Origin of the sequence: Agrobacterium pusense, assembly GCF_013285525.1 — a bacterium.
Classification (GTDB): Bacteria; Pseudomonadota; Alphaproteobacteria; order Rhizobiales; family Rhizobiaceae; genus Agrobacterium; species Agrobacterium pusense.
Genome location: NZ_CP053857.1, coordinates 953,015 through 971,201, shown reverse-complemented (window position 1 = coordinate 971,201; position 18,187 = coordinate 953,015). Strand labels below are relative to the sequence as shown.

The following is an 18,187-nucleotide window of genomic DNA, read 5'->3' as shown; positions in this document are numbered from 1 at the left end:
TATCGAGGCCAAGCTCGATTAGCTCACGCTTGGCTTTGCGAGGAAGGAGCTTCGCGAAGAGGCAAAGTGGCGCGGCAGGGAGTCTTATCTTCTCCACGCACTTTCCTTCCTCATATTTTTCAATAGTTATCGTCCTCATTGTGAAGCCTCTCCTGGTTGAGTTTTTAAATCGGATTAATGCGTCTCCGATCCGTTGCTTACGGGTCAATCTGTAGACGAAATGTAAGTGCGATTTCAAAACCGGTTCGAGGCGCCGATCACCCTCTGCGTTGTCGCAGGAGGCCGCTTATATGGTCATCGATAAGCTGTGATCGATCCTGCATCCACCGCCAGATCAACAACATTATAAATAGGGTTATCAGCCAGGCCAGAACTACATCCGATAGAAAATGAGCACCGAAAGCGACTCTGTTCATCGCGACAACGACAAGAACGGGCGTCACAATTGACGCGGCCAATAGCTGATACCCTTTAGAGACAAAAATCAGCAGTGAGAGTGAGGCCGCGGCTCCCGCCGCTTCACCTGACGGGAAGGAGCAATTTCGCGAACATGCAGCTGCGAACTCCCACACAGGTGTGAAGTCAGCAGTGCCACCAAACTCTAGGAGATGGCGAGGCCGCGCCCGTCCCAGCGCGAATTTCAGCACCTCAACGATCACAACTGGACCCGCCAAGAAACTCATAAGGACGAATAGCGGTTTATGGGGTGCGCAAAGCCACGGACGCCTCGGAAAAGCGATACACAGTGCCGTCAACAGTAACATCGACCAGACCGCTACGGCTGCGCTCAGCCGGCTGTAGTCTCTCAAACCCCTGAAAAAAGGATTGTCGACAAGAAGGAAAATCCCGTCTTTGGCAAACCAGCCGGACACTCTCAGGTCGATCGTCGGAAAGACTGTAAATATGAAGCTCGTCCCGACGATCAACCAGCCCGTCACGCTCAAGGAATTGGCAATCGGAGAAGGATCATCTTTGAGGTGCCTTCCAAAAGATGCCGGAAAGACGGAATGGGAGACGTGTTTTTGCATGCTGATCGATCCGCGGATGCAGCATCTGATGCGACGGGGTGGTTGTCCGCAGATCATATGCTGACTGTGGTTGGCCTGGGGCTCTCCTGCATGCCAACTGGCGCGGGATTGCCGTGAACGCAGCGGACTTGGAACCGGATTGTCAAGAAATGGTGGAGATCGCGTCAACGAGTTGTCCGCAGACCGCAGGATCGATGTGAGGCAAGCGCTTTGGTATTGCGCGGTCAACTCTCATTCCACATAACTACCTCAGGCCAGACCTAATGAACAACAAATGCCTAGGGTTGGAATTGGAAAATTATCTTGTCCTGATCGTCGAAGACGAGCCTGCCATTTCCAGATTGCTGGAGGCATATCTGTCGCGCGAGGGCTTCCGCACTGTCCAAGCGTCAGATGGCGAGACGGCGCTGCAACAGCATGCCTATCTGAAACCGGACATCGTGCTTCTCGATATCCGCATTCCCAAGCTTGATGGACTGTCAGTTCTGGCTCGGCTCCGGAGCACAAGTTCGACACCGGTCATCATGGTGACGGCTTTGGCTGACGATCTCGATCGATTGAGCGGCCTTCATCTCGGGGCAGATGATTATGTGGTGAAGCCGTTTAATCCGCAGGAAGTTGTCGCACGGGTAAAAGCGGTGCTACGACGCGCGTCCGGCGCGCAGCCCAACAAATTAATCAGGTTCGGCGCGATTGAGGTGGATTTCAGCAGCTATTCTGTCGTCGTTGCGAAAGACAAGACGCGTGAGGTTCTGCCTCTTACTCTCAGTGAATTTCGCATCCTCGCACATATGATCCGCCATCCGAACCAGGTTTTTGCGCGCGCTGACATCCTTGACGCATGCCTGCCGGAGAGCGACGCGTTGGTGAGGACAGTGGATACCCATGTCTCCAATCTGAGGAGAAAGCTGGAAGAACATGGACAAACCGGGTTCTTCCCCGCAGTCAGGGGCGTCGGCTACCGATTTGCGGAGCTTGGACTATGTTGAGACGCCCCCCACTTTTCATGTCGCTTGCGACACTCACCGCTATCGTTATCGCAACGATGCTGATTCTCAGTGTCGGGATGTCCTATGTTGGTGTCACCTGGTACTCAGCATTCCTTGACGATGGCATCAACAGGAGCCTTCCGCCCGACGCCGCCGAAGCTCTGAAAACCATCCAGCAGGGAGGCATTCCGGACGGCGCGTCTCTCAGAGCTCTCTTTGACGGGATGGAAGAAGAGGACGCCAAGGCAAATCTTAAAATCGAGCTGTCTGCGCTGGTCTGCGGCTTGATTTCGGCTTCCATCTGCTCGCTGATCGGTGTCTATTTTGCCCGGCGCATCGCGCGTCCAATCGCTGAGCTTACGAGCGCCGCGGAGGCATTAAGAGGCGGGGATTTTTCGGTCAGGGTTGAAGCGTCTGTCGGAAGCGCGCATGAGGTCTCCAGCCTTGTCGAAACGTTCAACCAGCTCGCGCGCAGTCTTGATCACATGGAAACAAGGCTACGTTTTAACAACATGGCTGTTGCCCACGAATTGCGCACCCCACTGACGATCCTTCAGGGCGGTTTGCAGGCGATGATCGATGGCGTGTTTCCCCTGAGGCGTGAGAGCGTTGTAGATCTCTTGGTCCAGGTGGAAGGATTGGCGAAAATCGTAGAAGATTTGCGCACGCTGTCTTTGGCCGCCGGCCACAAGCTCGTGACGCATCGCGAAAAGACCAATCTGGCGGATATTGTCGCCTCTGTCATCGCGTCCACACTACCCATTCTCGATGAGCGAAAATTCGAGACCGAAACAAGTTTGGCCCCGGCATGGGTCTCTGCTGATGCCCAGCGGATCAGGCAAGCCGTCCTTGCGCTCCTGGACAACGCTGTCAGATATGCCGACGACGGCAAGTGGCTGCGGTTCGAAACACAACAACTGCAAGACAACCAAGCGCTCATCCATGTTATCGATCGCGGCCCGGGGTTTCCGGAGGAGATGGATTCTGCATCGATCGATCTATTCTGGCGCGGCGATGTATCACGTTCGAGAGAAACGGGTGGAACTGGCCTTGGACTCTCCGTGGTTCAAGCGATAGCAGCAGCGCATGGCGGATATCTCGAGTTTAAGAACAGGGTCAATGGCGGCTCGGTGGTTACAATCCACATACGTTAAATACGTTAAAAGACGCGGGACACGCATCACGTCTACGTCCTCGGTGATACTGAAGGCGCTGCCGGTCATCAGAGTTATCGCGCCAGCAAGGCCGCCGTGAATGCGCTCACCGACGAACTCGAAACTGGATAAAACTTGGGGGCAAGGTCAGAAGCGTTCATGCTGACGGTTGCGGTCGGGAGCCATGAACGGTCGGTCGAGAACGGATTCGCCGATCATGACTGTCCGTTATTGTGGCTTCGCGCTGGGTGTCACTGCTCAAGCTGTGAAACCAGCGCCTGCATGGTCACACGCAGTCCGTCACGATCGTAATTGATCTCGACGCCCCCGGTTCCCAGGAGGCCCATGCGGATGAGCTTTGATCCGAACCCTTTTCCCGAGGGAAGCTCAACCGGCGGGCCATCCTGTTCGTTCCACTCGATAACAAGCGTGCTATCCCCACCGACGGACTCAACCCTCCAGGTCACGATAACCCTTCCAGCGTCGCTCGACCACGCGCCATATTTCAGGGCGTTGGTGCCAAGTTCGTGCATGAGAAGGCCAAGGCTGAGCGCAGTCCGCGGCCCGATTTCAAGGTCCGAACCTGACAGACGGTAACGATCCGGAAGGGAGAGTTGTCGAAGCACGGAATCGATCACGATAACCATGCGCGCCGATGACCAGTCGTGAGTGAGCAGCACTTCATGCGCTTTTGAAAGTGCATGCAGCCTGCTGACAAACGCTTCGACGGGCGCTCTGTCGGTGACGGGCCGAAGGGTCTGGGTCGCAATTGCCTGAACCATCGCCATCGTGTTCTTGAGCCGATGGCTTATCTCATGATTGAGAACCTGCTGTTCCTGTTCCGCACGGATCCTCGATATCGCTTCGCGGGTACGATCGGCAATCGTCCGTACGAAATCCCGTTCCTCTGAAGAAAATTCGTGCGGCTTTTCGTAATGCACGAACATGACGCCGACAAAAGCGCCCCGCTCAAGGATAGGGACGTTGACGAGGACGGAGATGCCCAGCGAGTTCAAAAGCTCCGCTGACGCCGAGGTTCTTGGATCGACCGCAACGTCTGCTATGATAACCAGTTCGCCACGCTTCAGGTCTTCAATATAGGAACCGTAATCGCGAAATTGATGCCGGCCGGTAACGGTGAACATCCCGGGCGCGCGCCAGTCAGGCAGCATTTCCACGGTCTCGGCGATCGGATCGACGATGCCATAACCGGCCCGCGTTGCCCCTTGCAGGTTTCGAGCCATAATTTCCGCTGCTGCGAAAGCGACCGCGGCGACCGAGTCGAGTTCGCGGATCTTTTCCCCCAGCTCCAGGAAAGCGAGCTGCCGGTCTTCCGATAGCTTTTGGGCTGTCGCGTTTCTCGCAACCTTGATGAAGCCGGAAAGATGGGATGAGGAGTGGTTGGGCATCGGGCGTATGGTGCCGTCAAGAAACACCCGCGTACCATCGGCGGCAAGATGCCATCGGCGATCAAGTGCAACACCGTCGCGGCCCGCCGTTTCGATCTCAAACTGCGGGATATTTGCCGCCCGATCTTCCTCTGTAAAAATTTCTTCGAACGGTCTGCCGAGCATCTGCGCTTCCGACCAGCCGAAAGTCTCCTCCGCGCCGCCGAACCAGCTGGTGATGCGTTGGTTTTCATCAAGCGTCAGGATGATGTAATCCTTGGCACCTTCGACGATCAGTCGCAGCTTCGTCTCGCTGTTGCGTAGCGCCTCCACCGCCCGCATCCGATCGGTGACGTCAACGAAGATGATGACGAATTTATCGTTGCCAGTCGCCTGGACATAGCCGTCGAACCAGCGATCCAGGGAACGAATCTTGCGAGTGAAACGCTTGCTTTGCCTGGTCTCCATCGCTTCGGCGACATCGGAAATCCATTCTTCCTCGAAGTCGGGGAAGACATCCCGCATTGTTCGGCCCGGGACACCATCTCCGGGCAAGCCAAGGAGAACACTCCAGGCCGGGTTGATTGTATCAAACCGCCAGTCGATGATCGATCCTTCAAGATCGCGGATCACTGAGCCGACGACGATGCCTTCTTCCAGCTGTTGAAAGAGTGTTCCCCATCGACGCTCGGAGAGGAAGGTCGCAATCTGATTGGAGACGACGCGCCCGATCCGGCTCAGCAACTCCAGCTCGCTTTCGGTCCAGTTTCGCGGCTCTCCGTCGATTGCCGCGAGTGCACCGATGACCAGGCCATCCGGCATGGTGACGGGAACACCCATATATGAAATCACGCCGAGATCGGCGATGGCCAGATTGTCCCTGACGAGGTCGTGGAGCGTCGCATCCCCGATGATGAGGGGCATCTTGTCGCGAACCACGTGCTGGCAGAAGGAATGCGTCAGCGGCGTTTCTGCCGCCTCGGCCCATTTTTCCGGAAGGCCGAGATGGGCAATGAAGACCTGCCTGTGCTCATCAAGAATGGAAATCAGTGCCACCGGAGACTTCAGCCCGGCTTTGACAACCTCGATAATATCCTGGAATTCGGATTGGCCCTGAACATCAAGCAAACCAGAATTGCGAACGGCTTCAATGCGTTCAGATGGTGAGTTCAAGGTCAATCCCTAATCACGGATGCGTTTCACGCCGACAGAGCGGCGAGCAAGCGGGGTGACAAAACGAGGCTTGGAGGCGCGGTGACGGACTGGTGCTCACCGTTCACAATGGTGTCGATGAATTCCAGCGCATTTTGCAGTCCATTCATGGTGTAAGGTTTTTCGATCGCACCAAGGGCGCCCGCAAAATCCTCAGGAATCCGCTTCAGATTTCCGGAAACGAAGACATAGGGAATTGAACGGGATGCGAGATGACGGCCGACGTCGATACCCGTAGGACCGTCCAGCAACTGAATATCCACAAAGGCGAACTGTGGTGAGGACTTTTCGATCAAGGATAGAGCCTGCTTGCTTTCGGCTGCGACGCCGACGATCTCATGCCCGGCCTCTTCGACCTCGCTCTCAAGCTCCATAGCCAGCAAAGCCTCGTCTTCAATAATCAAGATCTTCAAGAGACATCCTTTCAGTCTTTTACAGAGAGCGTGACCCGCACGTCAGTACAGCGACCATCGACGGTCCTTACGATCGTTGCACGCAACTGCTTTAGTGACGCTTCCAGCATCTTCTTGCTGAAGGCGGCTTGTTCGCTGTCCACTTCCACCGGGACAACGATGTCAACGACCCGGATGAGGAAGTGACCGTTCAGCCGTTTCACTTCCAGATGCAGTTCACCACCGCTTTCTTTCAGTCCCCGGCCAATCGCGTCTCCAATGAGTTCATTGATGATCAGCGCCAGAGGAGACGCCTTGGTTGCCGGAACCACGACCTCGTGAAGGTCTGTCGTGAGACGGATATCGGTCCGTTTCAAGGCGCCGATCTTGTCCAGCATCAGGGTGTTGGCGAAATCCGCCACGTCGAAATGGCCAACATCCTCATCGTTCAAAAGCTTGCGCTGTACGGTGCTCAGTGCTTCGACACGGTTCAGCACGGACATCAGTGTCCGCTCGACGACCTCGTTGTCTGTCATTCGCGCCTGGAGCTTGACGATGGAAGCGATCGTCAGAAGATTGTTTTTCACGCGGTGGTCGACCTCATGGACGAGAGCGGTTTTTGCGCGCAAGGCCTCGGTCAGATCGGCCGTTCTGAGTGCCACTTCTTCCTCGGCAATGTGCCGGGCGCGGGCGAGTTCGGCTTCCTTACTTTTGATATTGGTGAAATCGAGCTGCGAGGCGAAAAAGTAGATCACGGCTCCGGACACGTCGCGCACCGGGCTTACGAAAAGTGCATTCCAAAATTTGGATCCATCTTTCCTGTAGTTGAGGATATCGACGGCAATATCTTTTTGCGATGCAACGGCGTCACGAAGTTTGGTGACGGCGTCCGGATCGGTCTGTGGTCCCTGCAGGAGTCGGCAGTTACGTCCAATTAGCTCGCCAACCTCGTAGCCGGTGAGGGTGCAGAACGCCTTGTTGCAGAAAATGATGGGATTGTCTGGCTGCCGTGGGTCAGTAATCAGCATCGGCATGCGGGTGGCCTTGAATGCGGCCGCAAACGGATCTTCTGATGCATGCGCTGACACAAGACGCTCACCGGCGTCTTTGGCGTCCTGCCGGGAGTTGTGGTTGTCGATCATTCAGCGCCCTGAGAATTGTACGCCGATGAAATGGGCCACTTCCGATTTTGTTCCAATGTCGCGGAAAAAAGAGCTTCGGCCCTTCGTGTATGCTCCAACGGCCTCGCTTCTGATGACGCCTGCGACAAGCTGTTCACTACGCAGGACCAATTGAAGGGGCCTTCCCCTCGCAGGATTTGTCGCTCCAGGCCAAGACACCTCGTTTTCAAGCCAGGTTGGAGAAGTCTTCACGCCATCTCAGGATGCGGGGATTCCGTTCCGTGAGCGACGAGCGGCGCAGAAGGCTTAGAATGCGGGTGGGAAGCGTTAAGTCGCCGGGCAACAATATCGTGGTTGAGCCAAAGGACGGGACCCGCGGGTTCAGACGATTCGCCAAAGATCAGTTGCCCTGTTGCAGTCACAATGAGACTGCTCAGGAGATCACTAATCATCGTCTTGCCATCCCGATGCATCCGGGTGATCTCGTTTGACGTGCCGATGGTCAAATCGGCCTGTGCCTGGCTGTTTGCCATGGGCCATGCCGAAAAATCATAGAATGGACGCATGACCTCGCTGGCCTGCATGTCGGTGATCTTCCGGAAAACATCGTTCATGGTTAAGCCGTCCAAGAGCAGCTGCTCGCAGGCCTGCCATTGTTCGTCGGCCCATTCGCTCCCGTTTTCCTTCTTCAACGCAAGCAGCAGCGGTATCAGGGGCAGCTCGATACCGGTGAACACGTCGGACGAATTGGTCCGGATTTCAGGGCAGTTATAGACGGTCGCCTTAATGCCTTTCGCCCAGGCATCCTCGGCGATGCCTTCGAGCCGCATCTTCGCATATCCCTGGGTGTAGTTGGTATAGGTTTGCCAACGATAGCTCCCATCGATCAGGACTGCCGATCCGTGATAACCATAGGCCGTATATCGTACTTGTCCGCCCGAGGCTTCGATGCGCTCGCGGATCGCTGTGCTGAAGTCGATGAGATGGCGAAAGGTGTTTGCAGAGACGTCGTCAAAATTCTGCAGAATGAGCTTTCCCATATCGCTGTCGAGCAGCGTCTGAGAAGACATGTGGCGGGGGCCAGTTCCCTTGTAGATTCGATTGGCGACGACCAGGAATGTCTTCGCCTTCGGAATGCCGCCGGCCATTGTGTGGGCGAAGAAAACATTGCGGCCATTAGGGATCATTCCGTCCAGAGCGGTCATGACCTTTGACAGCGACGCCTTGAAACGCGCAGTGGCAATGTCTCGACAGTGCTCCAGATAGTCCCAGTCGAGCCTGTCGTGTTCCCAGCTCTCAAGCGTCATCTTTGCCAGAAGATCGGTTGGAGTCGGGCCACCTGCTGGCGCATCGAGATCGAAACCCGCCATAAGCGGTATGTTGATGATCCTACCGCCCAACCGGGCCTCCGCAGAAGACAGTTCCTCGGCGTCGAGCGGCCGCAGGGCGTTATTCTCGTCGCGCCGTCCGACGGTGATCCCCACAATCTCCATTCCAGCCCGTCTGGCTTCGTCTAGCAGGCCGGTGGCGTACCCGCGACCGAACAATTCGCCGAAGAGTACGAAAACATCGCCCTTACGGAAGACCGTGTTTTCGGAAAGACGATTCAACGCAACCGGATTTTCCATACTGTCAACTCTTTGCTTCGCGTTTCGTCGAGCAGGTGCCCATACGATCTGAGCAAGACATGACCGCATAGTTGGCCGATGGGAACTCATTTTCGGTGACTGCTCATTTCAAAACGTGAAGAGTCGGGCAATCCGAAAACACCTCGGCATTAAATCCGCCTTTCGCCGCGGTTGCTTCAGTACGAATTAGCCACAGCATTGCCGGCGAAGAGTTGGGCACGATACCCATATTGCCGGTTTTCTATACGCAGACAGATTTTCGCTAAGCGGTTTCAGCGCGTCATTTCTCGGCGGTCGCCCATTCTGCTCTTTTCACGAGGACTCGGAAGCACGTTGCTCTCGATAACCTGGACCGAGTTTAGCGCGACCATATATTCGCCTGGCGAATGATGAATGGAAAAAACATTCATTTGATAAATCAGGACGAGGCCGGAATAATACTTTACGAGCCAAACTGGCCAGGGCGGTTCATCGCTCAAAGAAATCAATAAAAAAGGGAACGAAATGAGGAAAAGTGCGGTTTTTCTTTGCTTGGCGGCCTGCGCCAGCTTTGCGGTTTTTCCAGCTGTTGCGAAGGATATTAAGGTAGGATTGAGCGGCACCGTGACATCGGTTGATCCGCATTTTTATAATGCCTCTCCAAACAACAGTATAGCCATGCAGATATTCGACAGGCTGACCGAGCGGACAGCCGAAGGGCAGCTTGTCGAGGGCCTTGCAACGAAATGGGAGGCCGTTTCCGAAACCAAATGGCGTTTTACTCTTCGTGAGGGCGTAAAATGGCATGACGGGAAACCTTTCACTGCCGATGACGTTGTTTTCACACTCGGCCGCGCTGGAAATGTTCCCAACAGCCCCGGTGGGTTCGGCGGTTTCATCAGAAATGTCGCAAGTGTCGAAGCCGATGGAAATCTTTCGGTCATCATCAACACGAAGGCGCCGGCGCCTACCCTCCCGGGTGATCTCGCCAACATCGCGATCATTTCCCGGCACGTCGGGGAGGGCGCGGACACCGCAGACTACAATTCCGGAAAAGCGGCAATCGGCACCGGCGCCTTTCGCTTTTCCACTTTCAAGCAGGGCATCGAAGTTGGGCTGGAGCGCAATCCAGACTGGTGGGGCAAGAAAGTGGCCTGGGACCACGCGACCTACCGCATGATCTCCAGCGCCAGCGCGCGCACCACGGCCATTCTGGCGGGTGATGTTGACATTATCGACGCCCCCGCCGCAACCGATATCGCGCGATTCAAGTCGACAGCAGATCTTTCCTTCGTCTCCACGCCCGGTCTGCGTGTGATCTATCTGGCGCCGACGACCTCGGGCGAGACCTGGAAAGCCAATGTGAAGGGGCCGAATGGCGAAGCGCTGGAGACAAATCCGCTTGCCGATGCACGCGTCCGCAACGCTTTGTCCGTGGCGATAAACCGTGAGGGTATCGTCGATAAGATCATGGAAGGTACAGCCACGGCATCCGGCCAGTGGTTGCCCAAAGGTGCCTTCTCCTACACCGACGACATTCAACCACCGAAGCCGGACGCGGCAAGCGCCAAGAAGATGCTGGCCGATGCCGGCTTCCCGAATGGTTTCCAGCTGACGGTTCATGTGCCGAACGACCGCTATCCCAATGCGCCAGCAGTCGTTCAGGCTGTTGCGCAGATGTGGACCCGCATTGGCGTGAAGACGAATGTAGAAGCACTTCCATGGACCACGTTCTCCTCGCGCAAATCGGAATTCTCCATGAAGCTGCTGGGGCTCGGTAACGCCACCTATGATGCAAGCTCCATGTTGGTGAACGTCCTTGGAACGGTTGATCCGAAGCGTGGACTGGGCGCTTCAAATGACAGCGGATACTCCAATCCGGCACTCGATGATCTCGTTGCGAAGGCGATGACGATCTACGACGACAAGTCTCGCGAGACGGCCCTTGTGGAGGCGGTCAAGGTCGCGGTGAATGACGGCGCCATCATACCGCTTTACCAGCAGAGCAATGCTTGGGTTACGCGCAAAGGCCTGTCCTATGCGCCGCGGATCGATGAGCGTACGCTCGTGAAGGATATATCCGAATAAGTCTGCCTGACGGATCGGAATTGTTTCGATCCGTCACCGTCACCTCCTGCGCGCAGATGAGCGGCTTTTGCAAGAAGGCAAAGCCTGAAATGCGGTATATCTGACAGCGCCCGCATGTCGAAAGCGGCGGGCCCTGCGCCACATCATCATGTTTTGAGGGTATCATGACCCTATGGATTATCCAGCGCCTGTTGCAAGCGATACTGGTCGCTCTGGCAATGGCCGTGATCGTATTTGTTGGCCTTCACCTGATAGGCAGCCCGATCGAAACTCTGCTTCCAGCGGAAGCCACCCATGAAGACCGCCTGCGGCTGATCGCCGATCTTGGCCTTGATCGCCCGCTTTATGAGCAATTCTTTCTGTTTCTGAAAGGCGTCCTCCAGGGAAATCTCGGCATCAGCTATGTCTACAAGGAGCCGGCTGTTGAGCTGATCCTGTCTCGCCTGCCAGCCACGTTGGAGCTTGCCTTTGCGGCCGTCCTGCTGTCGCTCGTCTTCGGCGTGCCCCTCGGCCTCATGGCGGGTTGGAAGCCCGAGAGTCCATTTTCCCGCATGATCATGGTCGGTTCGATCTTCGGTTTCAGTCTGCCGATCTTCTGGATAGCCATTCTGCTGATCATGATATTCAGCGTGCAGCTGGGCTGGCTGCCGAGTTCCGGGCGTGGTGCAACCGAAACCCTGTTTGGTATTCCATGGTCCTTCGTCACGCTGGATGGCCTCAGGCACATGGTACTGCCGGCAATCAGCCTTTCGCTGTTTAACATTTCCATGGTGACGCGCCTGACGGAAGCCGGTGTCCGCGAGGCCATGTCCAGCGAATATGTGCGGTTTGCCAAAGCCAAGGGCCTTTCGCCACGGCGCATACTCGGCATCCACGTCCTCAAGAATGTCATGATACCGGTCGTGACCGTCGTCGGGCTCGATATCGGCCAGACAATCGCCTTTTCTGTTGTCACCGAAACGATTTTTGCCTGGCCCGGCGTCGGAAAGATCATCATCGACAGCATCGCCGCGCTCGATCGCCCCGTGATCGTGGCCTATCTCATGCTTGTGGTCATCATGTTCGTCATCATCAATCTCATCGTCGATGTCACCTACAGGCTGCTCGATCCACGTATCCGACTTCAGGGAGAGTGACGTGCAAGCTATCCCCGTCTCCGCAAAATTCCGACCCGGGCTGCAATTCCTGCGGCAGTTTTCACGCTCACCGCTCGCCCTCATCGGCCTCATCCTGATCATACTTATTGCCCTTCTGGCCATCTTCGCTCCGATATTGTCGCCTCAGAACCCCTACGACCTGATGCAACTGGACATCATGGATGGCCGCATGGCCCCGGGATCGGAGGCGTCCGCCGGCTTTACGTTCCTGTTTGGCTCGGACGATCAGGGGCGCGACATGCTTTCCGCCATTCTCCACGGTCTGCGGATCAGCCTGATTGTCGGTCTGGGATCGGCAGCCATCGCCTTTGCCATCGGCACCGCTTTTGGCCTGACGGCCGCTTATGTCGGTGGCAAGGTGGAAACGGCGATGATGCGCATTGTCGATCTTCAGCTCTCCTTTCCCACGATCCTTTCAGCGCTCCTCATCCTCGCGCTGCTCGGGAAAAGCGTCGGTAACGTCGTTTTCGCAATCGTGCTGGTGGAATGGGCGACCTATGCCCGCACCGCCCGCGGGGCTGCACTGACCGAACTGCGCCGCGAATATGTTGAAGCGGCAAGGTCGTTGCGCCTTCCCCACCGGAATATCCTGTTCCGGCAGCTTCTGCCGAACTGTCTGTCGCCGCTGGTGGTCCTCCTGACCATGCAGGTCGCGCGCGCAATTACTCTTGAGGCGACGCTCAGCTTTCTTGGCCTTGGCGTGCCCGTTACCGAACCGTCGCTCGGGCTCCTCATTTCCAGTGGCTACGAATTCATGTTGTCGGGCACCTACTGGATCGCGCTTTTCCCCGGAATAGCGCTGCTCGTGACCATCTTTTCGATCAACCTCGTCGGCGACCGCCTGCGTCAAATGCTCGATCCGAAGGCTGCACAGAAATGACCGCCATGCTCGAAATCAAAGGTTTGAAGACCGAAGTCGTGACCGCCGAAGGCCGCGTCACCCTTATCGACGACATCAATCTCGACCTTGCGGCCGGTGAAGTGATGGGGCTGGTCGGCGAATCCGGGTCGGGGAAATCGGTAACCGGCCTGTCGATCATGGGATTGATCGATAAACCCGCCCAGGTGACGGGTGGCCAGATACTCTTTAAGGGCAGGGATCTGCGGACGCTCTCTGAAAGGGAGTTCCGCTCCATTCGCGGCAACCGGATTGCCATGATTTTCCAGGATCCCATGTCCACGCTAAACCCCGTCCTGCGTATCGATACGCAGATGATGGAGGCGGTGCGTGCCCATGAAACGATCAGCAAGCAGGCCGCCCGCGAGAGGGCGCGTGATGCCTTGGGCATGGTCGGCATTCCAAGCCCTGAGGAGAGGCTGAGCGCCTATCCGCATCAATTCTCGGGCGGGATGCGGCAGAGAGTGGCCATCGCCATCGCACTCCTGATGTCGCCGGATCTCATCATCGCCGATGAACCGACCACGGCGCTTGATGTCACGATCCAGGCGCAGATCCTCTCGATCGTGCAAAAGCTCGCCCGAGAAAAGGGAACTGCCCTCATATGGGTCACCCATGACCTCTCAGTTGTCGCCGGCCTCGCGGATCGCGTTTCGGTGATGTATGCCGGCCGTATCGCCGAGCAGGGTAACACGGCCGATCTGCTTCGCCGCCCCATGCATCCCTATACAAACGGCTTGATGGCGAGCCTTCCCGCGCACAACAAGCGCGGTTTCAGGCTCAAACAGATATCGGGCACGACGCCATCTGTCGCCAATATGCCGAAAGGTTGCGCCTTTCATCCCCGCTGTTCGTCAGCGACCGAGCTCTGTCTCAGTCCACCGCAGCTTGAACCCGTCGAAGGCCGACTTCTTCGCTGTTTTCACCCCGTCATGGAAGGAGCGCCAGCATGAGCAATCGACTGGAGGTCCGCAACATCAGCAAGCGCTTCAGCCGCAAATCCGGCCTGATTGAACGCGGCGCCGAATTCATCGGCCTGAAATCCCCCAATCCCGTCGTCCGCGCTCTGGATGATGTCAGTCTTACCGTCGCAGAAGGCGAAGTCGTCGGCATCGTCGGAGAATCCGGCTGCGGGAAGTCGACGCTCGGACGCGTGGTGGCCGGTCTGCTGCAGGCGTCAGACGGAACCGTGCTCTTCCGGGACAAGCGCCTACAGGATATGCAGGGCGACGAGGCGGAGACGGCGCGGCTGAAGGTCCAGATGATCTTTCAGGACCCGTCCTCCTCCCTCAATCCTCGGCAGCGGGTGCGTGAAATCATTGGTGCTGCACCCCTGCATCATGGGCTCACCACGGCGCGGGAGCTGGATGACTACGTCAACCAGCAGATGGCGCGCGCCGGCCTCGATCCCTCCATGGCATCCCGCTTTCCCCACCAGTTCAGCGGCGGCCAGCGCCAGCGCATCGGCATCGCACGCGCGCTCGCGGTTCAACCGGACATGCTGATCTGTGACGAGTCGGTCGCGGCTCTCGATGTGTCGATCCAGGCGCAGATACTCAATCTGTTTCTCGACCTCAGAGAACAGCTGGACCTAACTTACATCTTCATCAGCCATGACCTCTCGGTTGTTGAGCATATCTCCGATCGCGTTGTGGTGATGTATCTCGGCCGTGTCGTGGAAGAGGCGACCGTCGAGGAGTTGTTCGCCCATCCCAATCACCCCTATACACGCGCCCTTCTTCAGGAACGACCAAGCCTCGATCCCGTGCAGCGCAGCTTTACCGCCATCGAAGGCGAAATACCAAGCCCGCTTTCACCGCCGTCAGGATGCCACTTCCACCCCCGTTGTCCGCTGGCGATGGAACGCTGTCGTGTCGAGCGGCCGGAGCTGCGTTCAGTCGGTTCGCGCCACAAGAGCGCCTGTCATCTGAACGACTGACGTCGGCAAATCCAAAACCAAAACCGCAAAAGGAAGAAATATGTCTGTTTCAGCACCTCTGGAACATTTGTCTGCCGAGCAAGGCCAGGAATTTCCGTCACAGGAATGGAAGCAGGTAGCTAATCCTGCCAACCACGGTCTTTCCGCCGATGTTCGCTCGAAAGTCGATGCGGCTCTGGACGCCTTGCCGACCACGTCGTTTGTGGCGGTCGCGGGTGGCAAAATTCTCTATAGCTACGGTGATATTTCCGAGGTGAGCTATCTCGCCTCGACCCGCAAGAGCATCCTATCGATGCTGATGGGCAAAGCCGTTGCCGAAGGAAAGATCGATCTCGATCTGACCATGGCAGACCTCGGCATCGATGAGGATCACGGCCTGCTGCCTATCGAAAAGACGGCGAAGCTGCGGGACCTTCTGATCAGCAGTTCCGGGGTTTACCATCGGCCGGGAAGCCCCGGCAGCAATACCAAGAACATTCCAGAGCGCGGCTCCAAAAAACCCGGCACGTATTTCCACTACAACAACTGGGATTTCAACGTGCTCGGGGCCGCTTTTGAACAGTTGACCGGCCGCAGTGTCTTCAAGGCATTCGAGGAAGATTTCGCAGGGCCGATGCAAATGCAGGATTTCGACCCTTCCCGTCAGCGGATGATGGGGTACGAGGGTGCATCGCGGTACCTTGCCTATCACTTCTTCCTGTCCGGGCGCGACATGGCGCGGCTGGGGCTTGCGATGGTCCGACAGGGTCGTTGGGGCGACAGGCAGGTGATGCCGACCGAATGGGTTGCAGAAAGCACAAAGATCCGCGTTCCTGCGGAAAGCATGAACGAGAGCGAAAAGTCGCGGATTGCCGGTTACAGCTATCTCTGGTGGATTCCCGTGGTGACGGATGAGACGCCGGAATGGCAGGGCGCCTGTGTTGCCGCTGGCCATTTCGGGCAGTTCATCCTGTGCCTGCCAGCGCTCGACATGGTTTTCGTCAACAGGAGAGCAATCCCTGATCATCTGGCGATTGCCCGCAATGACGGCAGCTTCAAGGAAGAATTGCCGGCGGTGACCATGGAAAATTTCCTTGGCGTCGCCGATCATTTCATCCGCGCAAAGTTGACGACCGGATGATGCTGCAAGGCCGCTGATCCATCAGGGCGCGTCCCCGATGAAACAGTCGGAAATCTGCTCCCGCAGCCACTGACTTGCCGGATCGCGTTCCTTTTCGGCAAGCCAGATCATGCTGGTCGACTGTTTTTCTTCTGCAAAGGGAGATTCCAGCAGCAGCAGTTCGTGCGAACGTTCGAAGAGTTTTGCAACGCTTTCCGGCATGATCGCCACGAGATCGCTGCGGGCTATGATCGCCACTGCGGCGGAGAAATGCGGCACGACGGCAACGACTCTTCGCTCAAGCCCCATGGCGTCCAGCCGCTCGTCGATCCAGCCACGACGGCTTGGCGCGGAGGTTACCTTGACGTGTCCAAGCGACAGCAGCGCATCCAGCGTCAGCGGCTTCTGCGCGGCCGGATTGGTAGCTGACATGATGCAGACGCGCCTTTCTGTAAAGAGTGAGGTGCAGCGGTAACGGGCCGGAAAATTGTCCGCCGTCATGACGGCGACATCAATCGTGCCTTCATCGAGATGCTCCTGGACGACGGGGAGAAAGTTTCGATTGTTGGCCACGCCCGTGCGCGGCATGTGAATGACTTCCAGCACGCAATGCTTCGCCCGTGCTTGTACACGTTCAATCAGGCGAGGCATCAGGACGACGGAGAAATAGTCGTTCATTCCGATCCTGAAGGCGCGGTGCGATGTTTCCGGTTCGAATTTGAGATGTGACAGCATCACTGTTTCGGTGTCTTCGATGATACGTCGCACCGCCGGAAAAATCTCCGCGCAGAACCGCGTCATCACGAAACCACCTGACGTCTTCCGGAACAATTCGTCACCCGTGATGGCACGAACGCGCTTTAGCGCATGGCTCATGGCGGGTTGGGACAGACCGATATACTCGCCTGCTGCCGTCATATTGCCTTTGACGACGAGGGCATAGATGACCTTGAGTAGATTGAGATCGATGGATCCCAATGAAAATCGCTGCATGCGAACCTGCCTTAGCCTTCAAAACGTGCATGAACACAATGGCATGGACCGCGCCTGGCGAAAATAGGCGGCAGCCTTTCGCTTGCGGTCTCAGGCGTCGGCTGCCTGCGGTGGTCTGGCTCGCGCGACACCGGCCGGAAACAACAGGGTGGAGGAAACCTTTAGCCGGCTTTCTGCCCGTTGACCTGAGCTGCGGCCCTTTCCGGCACGAAAAGATTATCAGCCATGAAATCAACGAACACGCGGATTTTTGGCGATAGATAACGGCTTGTCGGCCAAAGGACGCGGAAAACACCCGCTTCCGCTGTGAAGTCTTCGAGTATTGAGACCAGCGTGCCCTGTTCAATCTGTTGAGCCACGGCGAAATGGGGCAGGCAGGTTATGCCAAAGCCGTTTTCTGCAAGGTGGATAAGCGGTTCAAGTGTGCTGGCCACCGTCGTCGTTGGCAGCGTGATGCGCAAATCTTTGCCGCTTCTGGCCAGCGGCCATGGCTCCAGTTTGCCCGAGTTGGCAAATCGGTGATGCATGCAGCGATGACTTGGCAGGTCCTCGGGAACGAGCGGCATGCCTTCTCTCTCCAGATAGGCAGGCGAGGCGACTATCCGGTGTCGGAAAGAACCAAGTTTGCGGCTCATCAGCCGCGTGTCGCGCACCTCGCCAGTGCGGACAACGGCATCGAAACCTTCTTCTATCACGTCAACCAGTCGGTCGGTAAAATCGAGATCCAGCGTGATGTCGGGATATGCTTTCATGAACGCGGATATTGCCGGCATGAGCAGCATTCCCGTCAGCGGAAAACTCACGCGCAACAGGCCATGAGGTTCGCTGTGGGACCTTGAAAGCTGCGCCTGCGCCCTGTCCAGCTCAGACAGAACGCGCCGACAGGTATCGAGAAAAAAGCTCCCTTCCTCCGTCAGCGTCATGCTGCGAGTCGAGCGATGGAAAAGCCGTACCCCCATCTCCTGCTCAAGCCGCGCAATGGCCTTGCCAACGGCGGAGCCGGAGAGACCCAGCCTTTGAGAGGCTGCAACGAAGCTGCCGCCTTCGGCCGCCTGAACGAAAATACTCAGCGTCCCAAGCTTATCCATATCGCTCCCATTAAGGAATATTCTTCCGCTCTGA

Annotated in this window: 16 protein-coding genes; 8 read left to right on the top strand and 8 right to left on the bottom strand. The window is 56.8% G+C overall.

Annotated elements, in window-relative coordinates; genetic code table 11:
• Nucleotides 1–257: 257 nt before the first annotated feature.
• The gene (locus HQN82_RS18065; RefSeq protein ID WP_173615461.1) at nucleotides 258–1,028 is read right to left on the bottom strand and encodes a phosphatase PAP2 family protein; all 771 of its coding nucleotides are present in this window, start codon (nucleotides 1,026–1,028) and stop codon (nucleotides 258–260) included.
• A gap of 290 nt (nucleotides 1,029–1,318) precedes the next feature.
• Here HQN82_RS18065 and HQN82_RS18060 point away from each other — a divergent pair, with 290 nt between their 5' ends.
• Both HQN82_RS18060 and HQN82_RS18055 read left to right on the top strand, forming a co-directional pair.
• On the top strand, nucleotides 1,319–2,017 hold the full coding sequence (locus tag HQN82_RS18060) for a response regulator (protein WP_173615460.1): 699 nt from the start codon (nucleotides 1,319–1,321) through the stop codon (nucleotides 2,015–2,017).
• A gap of 17 nt (nucleotides 2,018–2,034) precedes the next feature.
• Nucleotides 2,035–3,171 carry an ATP-binding protein gene (locus HQN82_RS18055; protein WP_223215998.1) on the top strand — a complete coding sequence of 379 codons (1,137 nt, stop codon included), beginning with the start codon at nucleotides 2,035–2,037 and terminating at the stop codon, nucleotides 3,169–3,171.
• 251 nt (nucleotides 3,172–3,422) lie between these two features.
• On the opposite strand, the gene HQN82_RS18050 is transcribed toward HQN82_RS18055, so the two are convergent.
• From HQN82_RS18050 to HQN82_RS18030, 5 genes are all read right to left on the bottom strand, one after another.
• Nucleotides 3,423–5,732, bottom strand: coding sequence for a GAF domain-containing protein (locus HQN82_RS18050; protein WP_173615458.1), 2,310 nt, complete (start codon nucleotides 5,730–5,732; stop codon nucleotides 3,423–3,425).
• 26 nt (nucleotides 5,733–5,758) lie between these two features.
• Nucleotides 5,759–6,184 carry a response regulator gene (locus tag HQN82_RS18045; protein ID WP_173615457.1) on the bottom strand — a complete coding sequence of 142 codons (426 nt, stop codon included), beginning with the start codon at nucleotides 6,182–6,184 and terminating at the stop codon, nucleotides 5,759–5,761.
• A gap of 11 nt (nucleotides 6,185–6,195) precedes the next feature.
• A complete protein-coding gene (locus HQN82_RS18040; RefSeq protein WP_173615456.1) occupies nucleotides 6,196–7,305 on the bottom strand; it encodes a PAS domain-containing protein in 1,110 nt (369 codons plus the stop codon).
• Between the two features lie 227 nt (nucleotides 7,306–7,532).
• Nucleotides 7,533–8,912, bottom strand: a complete 1,380-nt coding sequence (locus HQN82_RS18035) for an enoyl ACP reductase FabMG family protein (RefSeq protein ID WP_173616002.1) — start codon at nucleotides 8,910–8,912, stop codon at nucleotides 7,533–7,535.
• Between the two features lie 272 nt (nucleotides 8,913–9,184).
• The gene (locus HQN82_RS18030) at nucleotides 9,185–9,514 is read right to left on the bottom strand and encodes a hypothetical protein (protein ID WP_173615024.1); all 330 of its coding nucleotides are present in this window, start codon (nucleotides 9,512–9,514) and stop codon (nucleotides 9,185–9,187) included.
• Between the two features lie 55 nt (nucleotides 9,515–9,569).
• Here HQN82_RS18030 and HQN82_RS18025 point away from each other — a divergent pair, with 55 nt between their 5' ends.
• From HQN82_RS18025 to HQN82_RS18000, 6 genes are all read left to right on the top strand, one after another.
• A complete protein-coding gene (locus tag HQN82_RS18025; RefSeq protein WP_234904914.1) occupies nucleotides 9,570–10,979 on the top strand; it encodes an ABC transporter substrate-binding protein in 1,410 nt (469 codons plus the stop codon).
• Nucleotides 10,980–11,143: 164 nt separating this feature from the next.
• Nucleotides 11,144–12,115, top strand: coding sequence for an ABC transporter permease (locus HQN82_RS18020; RefSeq protein WP_173615454.1), 972 nt, complete (start codon nucleotides 11,144–11,146; stop codon nucleotides 12,113–12,115).
• A 1-nt stretch (nucleotide 12,116) separates the two neighbouring features.
• The gene (locus HQN82_RS18015) at nucleotides 12,117–13,016 is read left to right on the top strand and encodes an ABC transporter permease (protein ID WP_420913925.1); all 900 of its coding nucleotides are present in this window, start codon (nucleotides 12,117–12,119) and stop codon (nucleotides 13,014–13,016) included.
• Nucleotides 13,013–13,987 (top strand): ABC transporter ATP-binding protein, encoded by a 975-nt coding sequence (locus tag HQN82_RS18010; protein WP_173615453.1) that lies wholly within the window; start codon nucleotides 13,013–13,015, stop codon nucleotides 13,985–13,987. Before HQN82_RS18015 ends, HQN82_RS18010 begins: the two co-directional genes overlap by 4 nt.
• Nucleotides 13,984–14,973: an ABC transporter ATP-binding protein gene (locus HQN82_RS18005; protein ID WP_173615452.1), complete on the top strand. Its 990-nt coding sequence runs from the start codon at nucleotides 13,984–13,986 to the stop codon at nucleotides 14,971–14,973. Before HQN82_RS18010 ends, HQN82_RS18005 begins: the two co-directional genes overlap by 4 nt.
• Before the next feature lie 40 nt (nucleotides 14,974–15,013).
• Entirely contained in the window at nucleotides 15,014–16,093 is a 1,080-nt protein-coding gene (locus tag HQN82_RS18000) for a serine hydrolase domain-containing protein (protein WP_173615451.1), read from the top strand.
• A gap of 21 nt (nucleotides 16,094–16,114) precedes the next feature.
• Here HQN82_RS18000 and HQN82_RS17995 read toward each other — a convergent pair whose 3' ends face one another.
• Nucleotides 16,115–17,065 carry a LysR family transcriptional regulator gene (locus tag HQN82_RS17995; protein ID WP_034497496.1) on the bottom strand — a complete coding sequence of 317 codons (951 nt, stop codon included), beginning with the start codon at nucleotides 17,063–17,065 and terminating at the stop codon, nucleotides 16,115–16,117.
• 161 nt (nucleotides 17,066–17,226) lie between these two features.
• Nucleotides 17,227–18,153, bottom strand: a complete 927-nt coding sequence (locus HQN82_RS17990) for a LysR family transcriptional regulator (RefSeq protein ID WP_173615450.1) — start codon at nucleotides 18,151–18,153, stop codon at nucleotides 17,227–17,229.
• Nucleotides 18,154–18,187: the final 34 nt, after the last annotated feature.

Excerpts from the sequence above, each read along its gene's own strand:
- HQN82_RS18055 (WP_223215998.1), top strand. The coding sequence starts at position 2,035 with ATGTCGCTTGCGACACTCACCGCTATCGTTATCGCAACGATGCTGATT.
- HQN82_RS18010 (WP_173615453.1), top strand. The coding sequence starts at position 13,013 with ATGACCGCCATGCTCGAAATCAAAGGTTTGAAGACCGAAGTCGTGACC.
- HQN82_RS18005 (WP_173615452.1), top strand. The coding sequence starts at position 13,984 with ATGAGCAATCGACTGGAGGTCCGCAACATCAGCAAGCGCTTCAGCCGC.
- HQN82_RS18025 (WP_234904914.1), top strand. The coding sequence starts at position 9,570 with ATGCAGATATTCGACAGGCTGACCGAGCGGACAGCCGAAGGGCAGCTT.
- HQN82_RS18000 (WP_173615451.1), top strand. The coding sequence starts at position 15,014 with ATGTCTGTTTCAGCACCTCTGGAACATTTGTCTGCCGAGCAAGGCCAG.
- HQN82_RS18020 (WP_173615454.1), top strand. The coding sequence starts at position 11,144 with ATGACCCTATGGATTATCCAGCGCCTGTTGCAAGCGATACTGGTCGCT.
- HQN82_RS18035 (WP_173616002.1), bottom strand. The coding sequence starts at position 8,912 with ATGGAAAATCCGGTTGCGTTGAATCGTCTTTCCGAAAACACGGTCTTC.
- HQN82_RS18065 (WP_173615461.1), bottom strand. The coding sequence starts at position 1,028 with ATGCAAAAACACGTCTCCCATTCCGTCTTTCCGGCATCTTTTGGAAGG.
- HQN82_RS17995 (WP_034497496.1), bottom strand. The coding sequence starts at position 17,065 with ATGCAGCGATTTTCATTGGGATCCATCGATCTCAATCTACTCAAGGTC.
- HQN82_RS18040 (WP_173615456.1), bottom strand. The coding sequence starts at position 7,305 with ATGATCGACAACCACAACTCCCGGCAGGACGCCAAAGACGCCGGTGAG.
- HQN82_RS17990 (WP_173615450.1), bottom strand. The coding sequence starts at position 18,153 with ATGGATAAGCTTGGGACGCTGAGTATTTTCGTTCAGGCGGCCGAAGGC.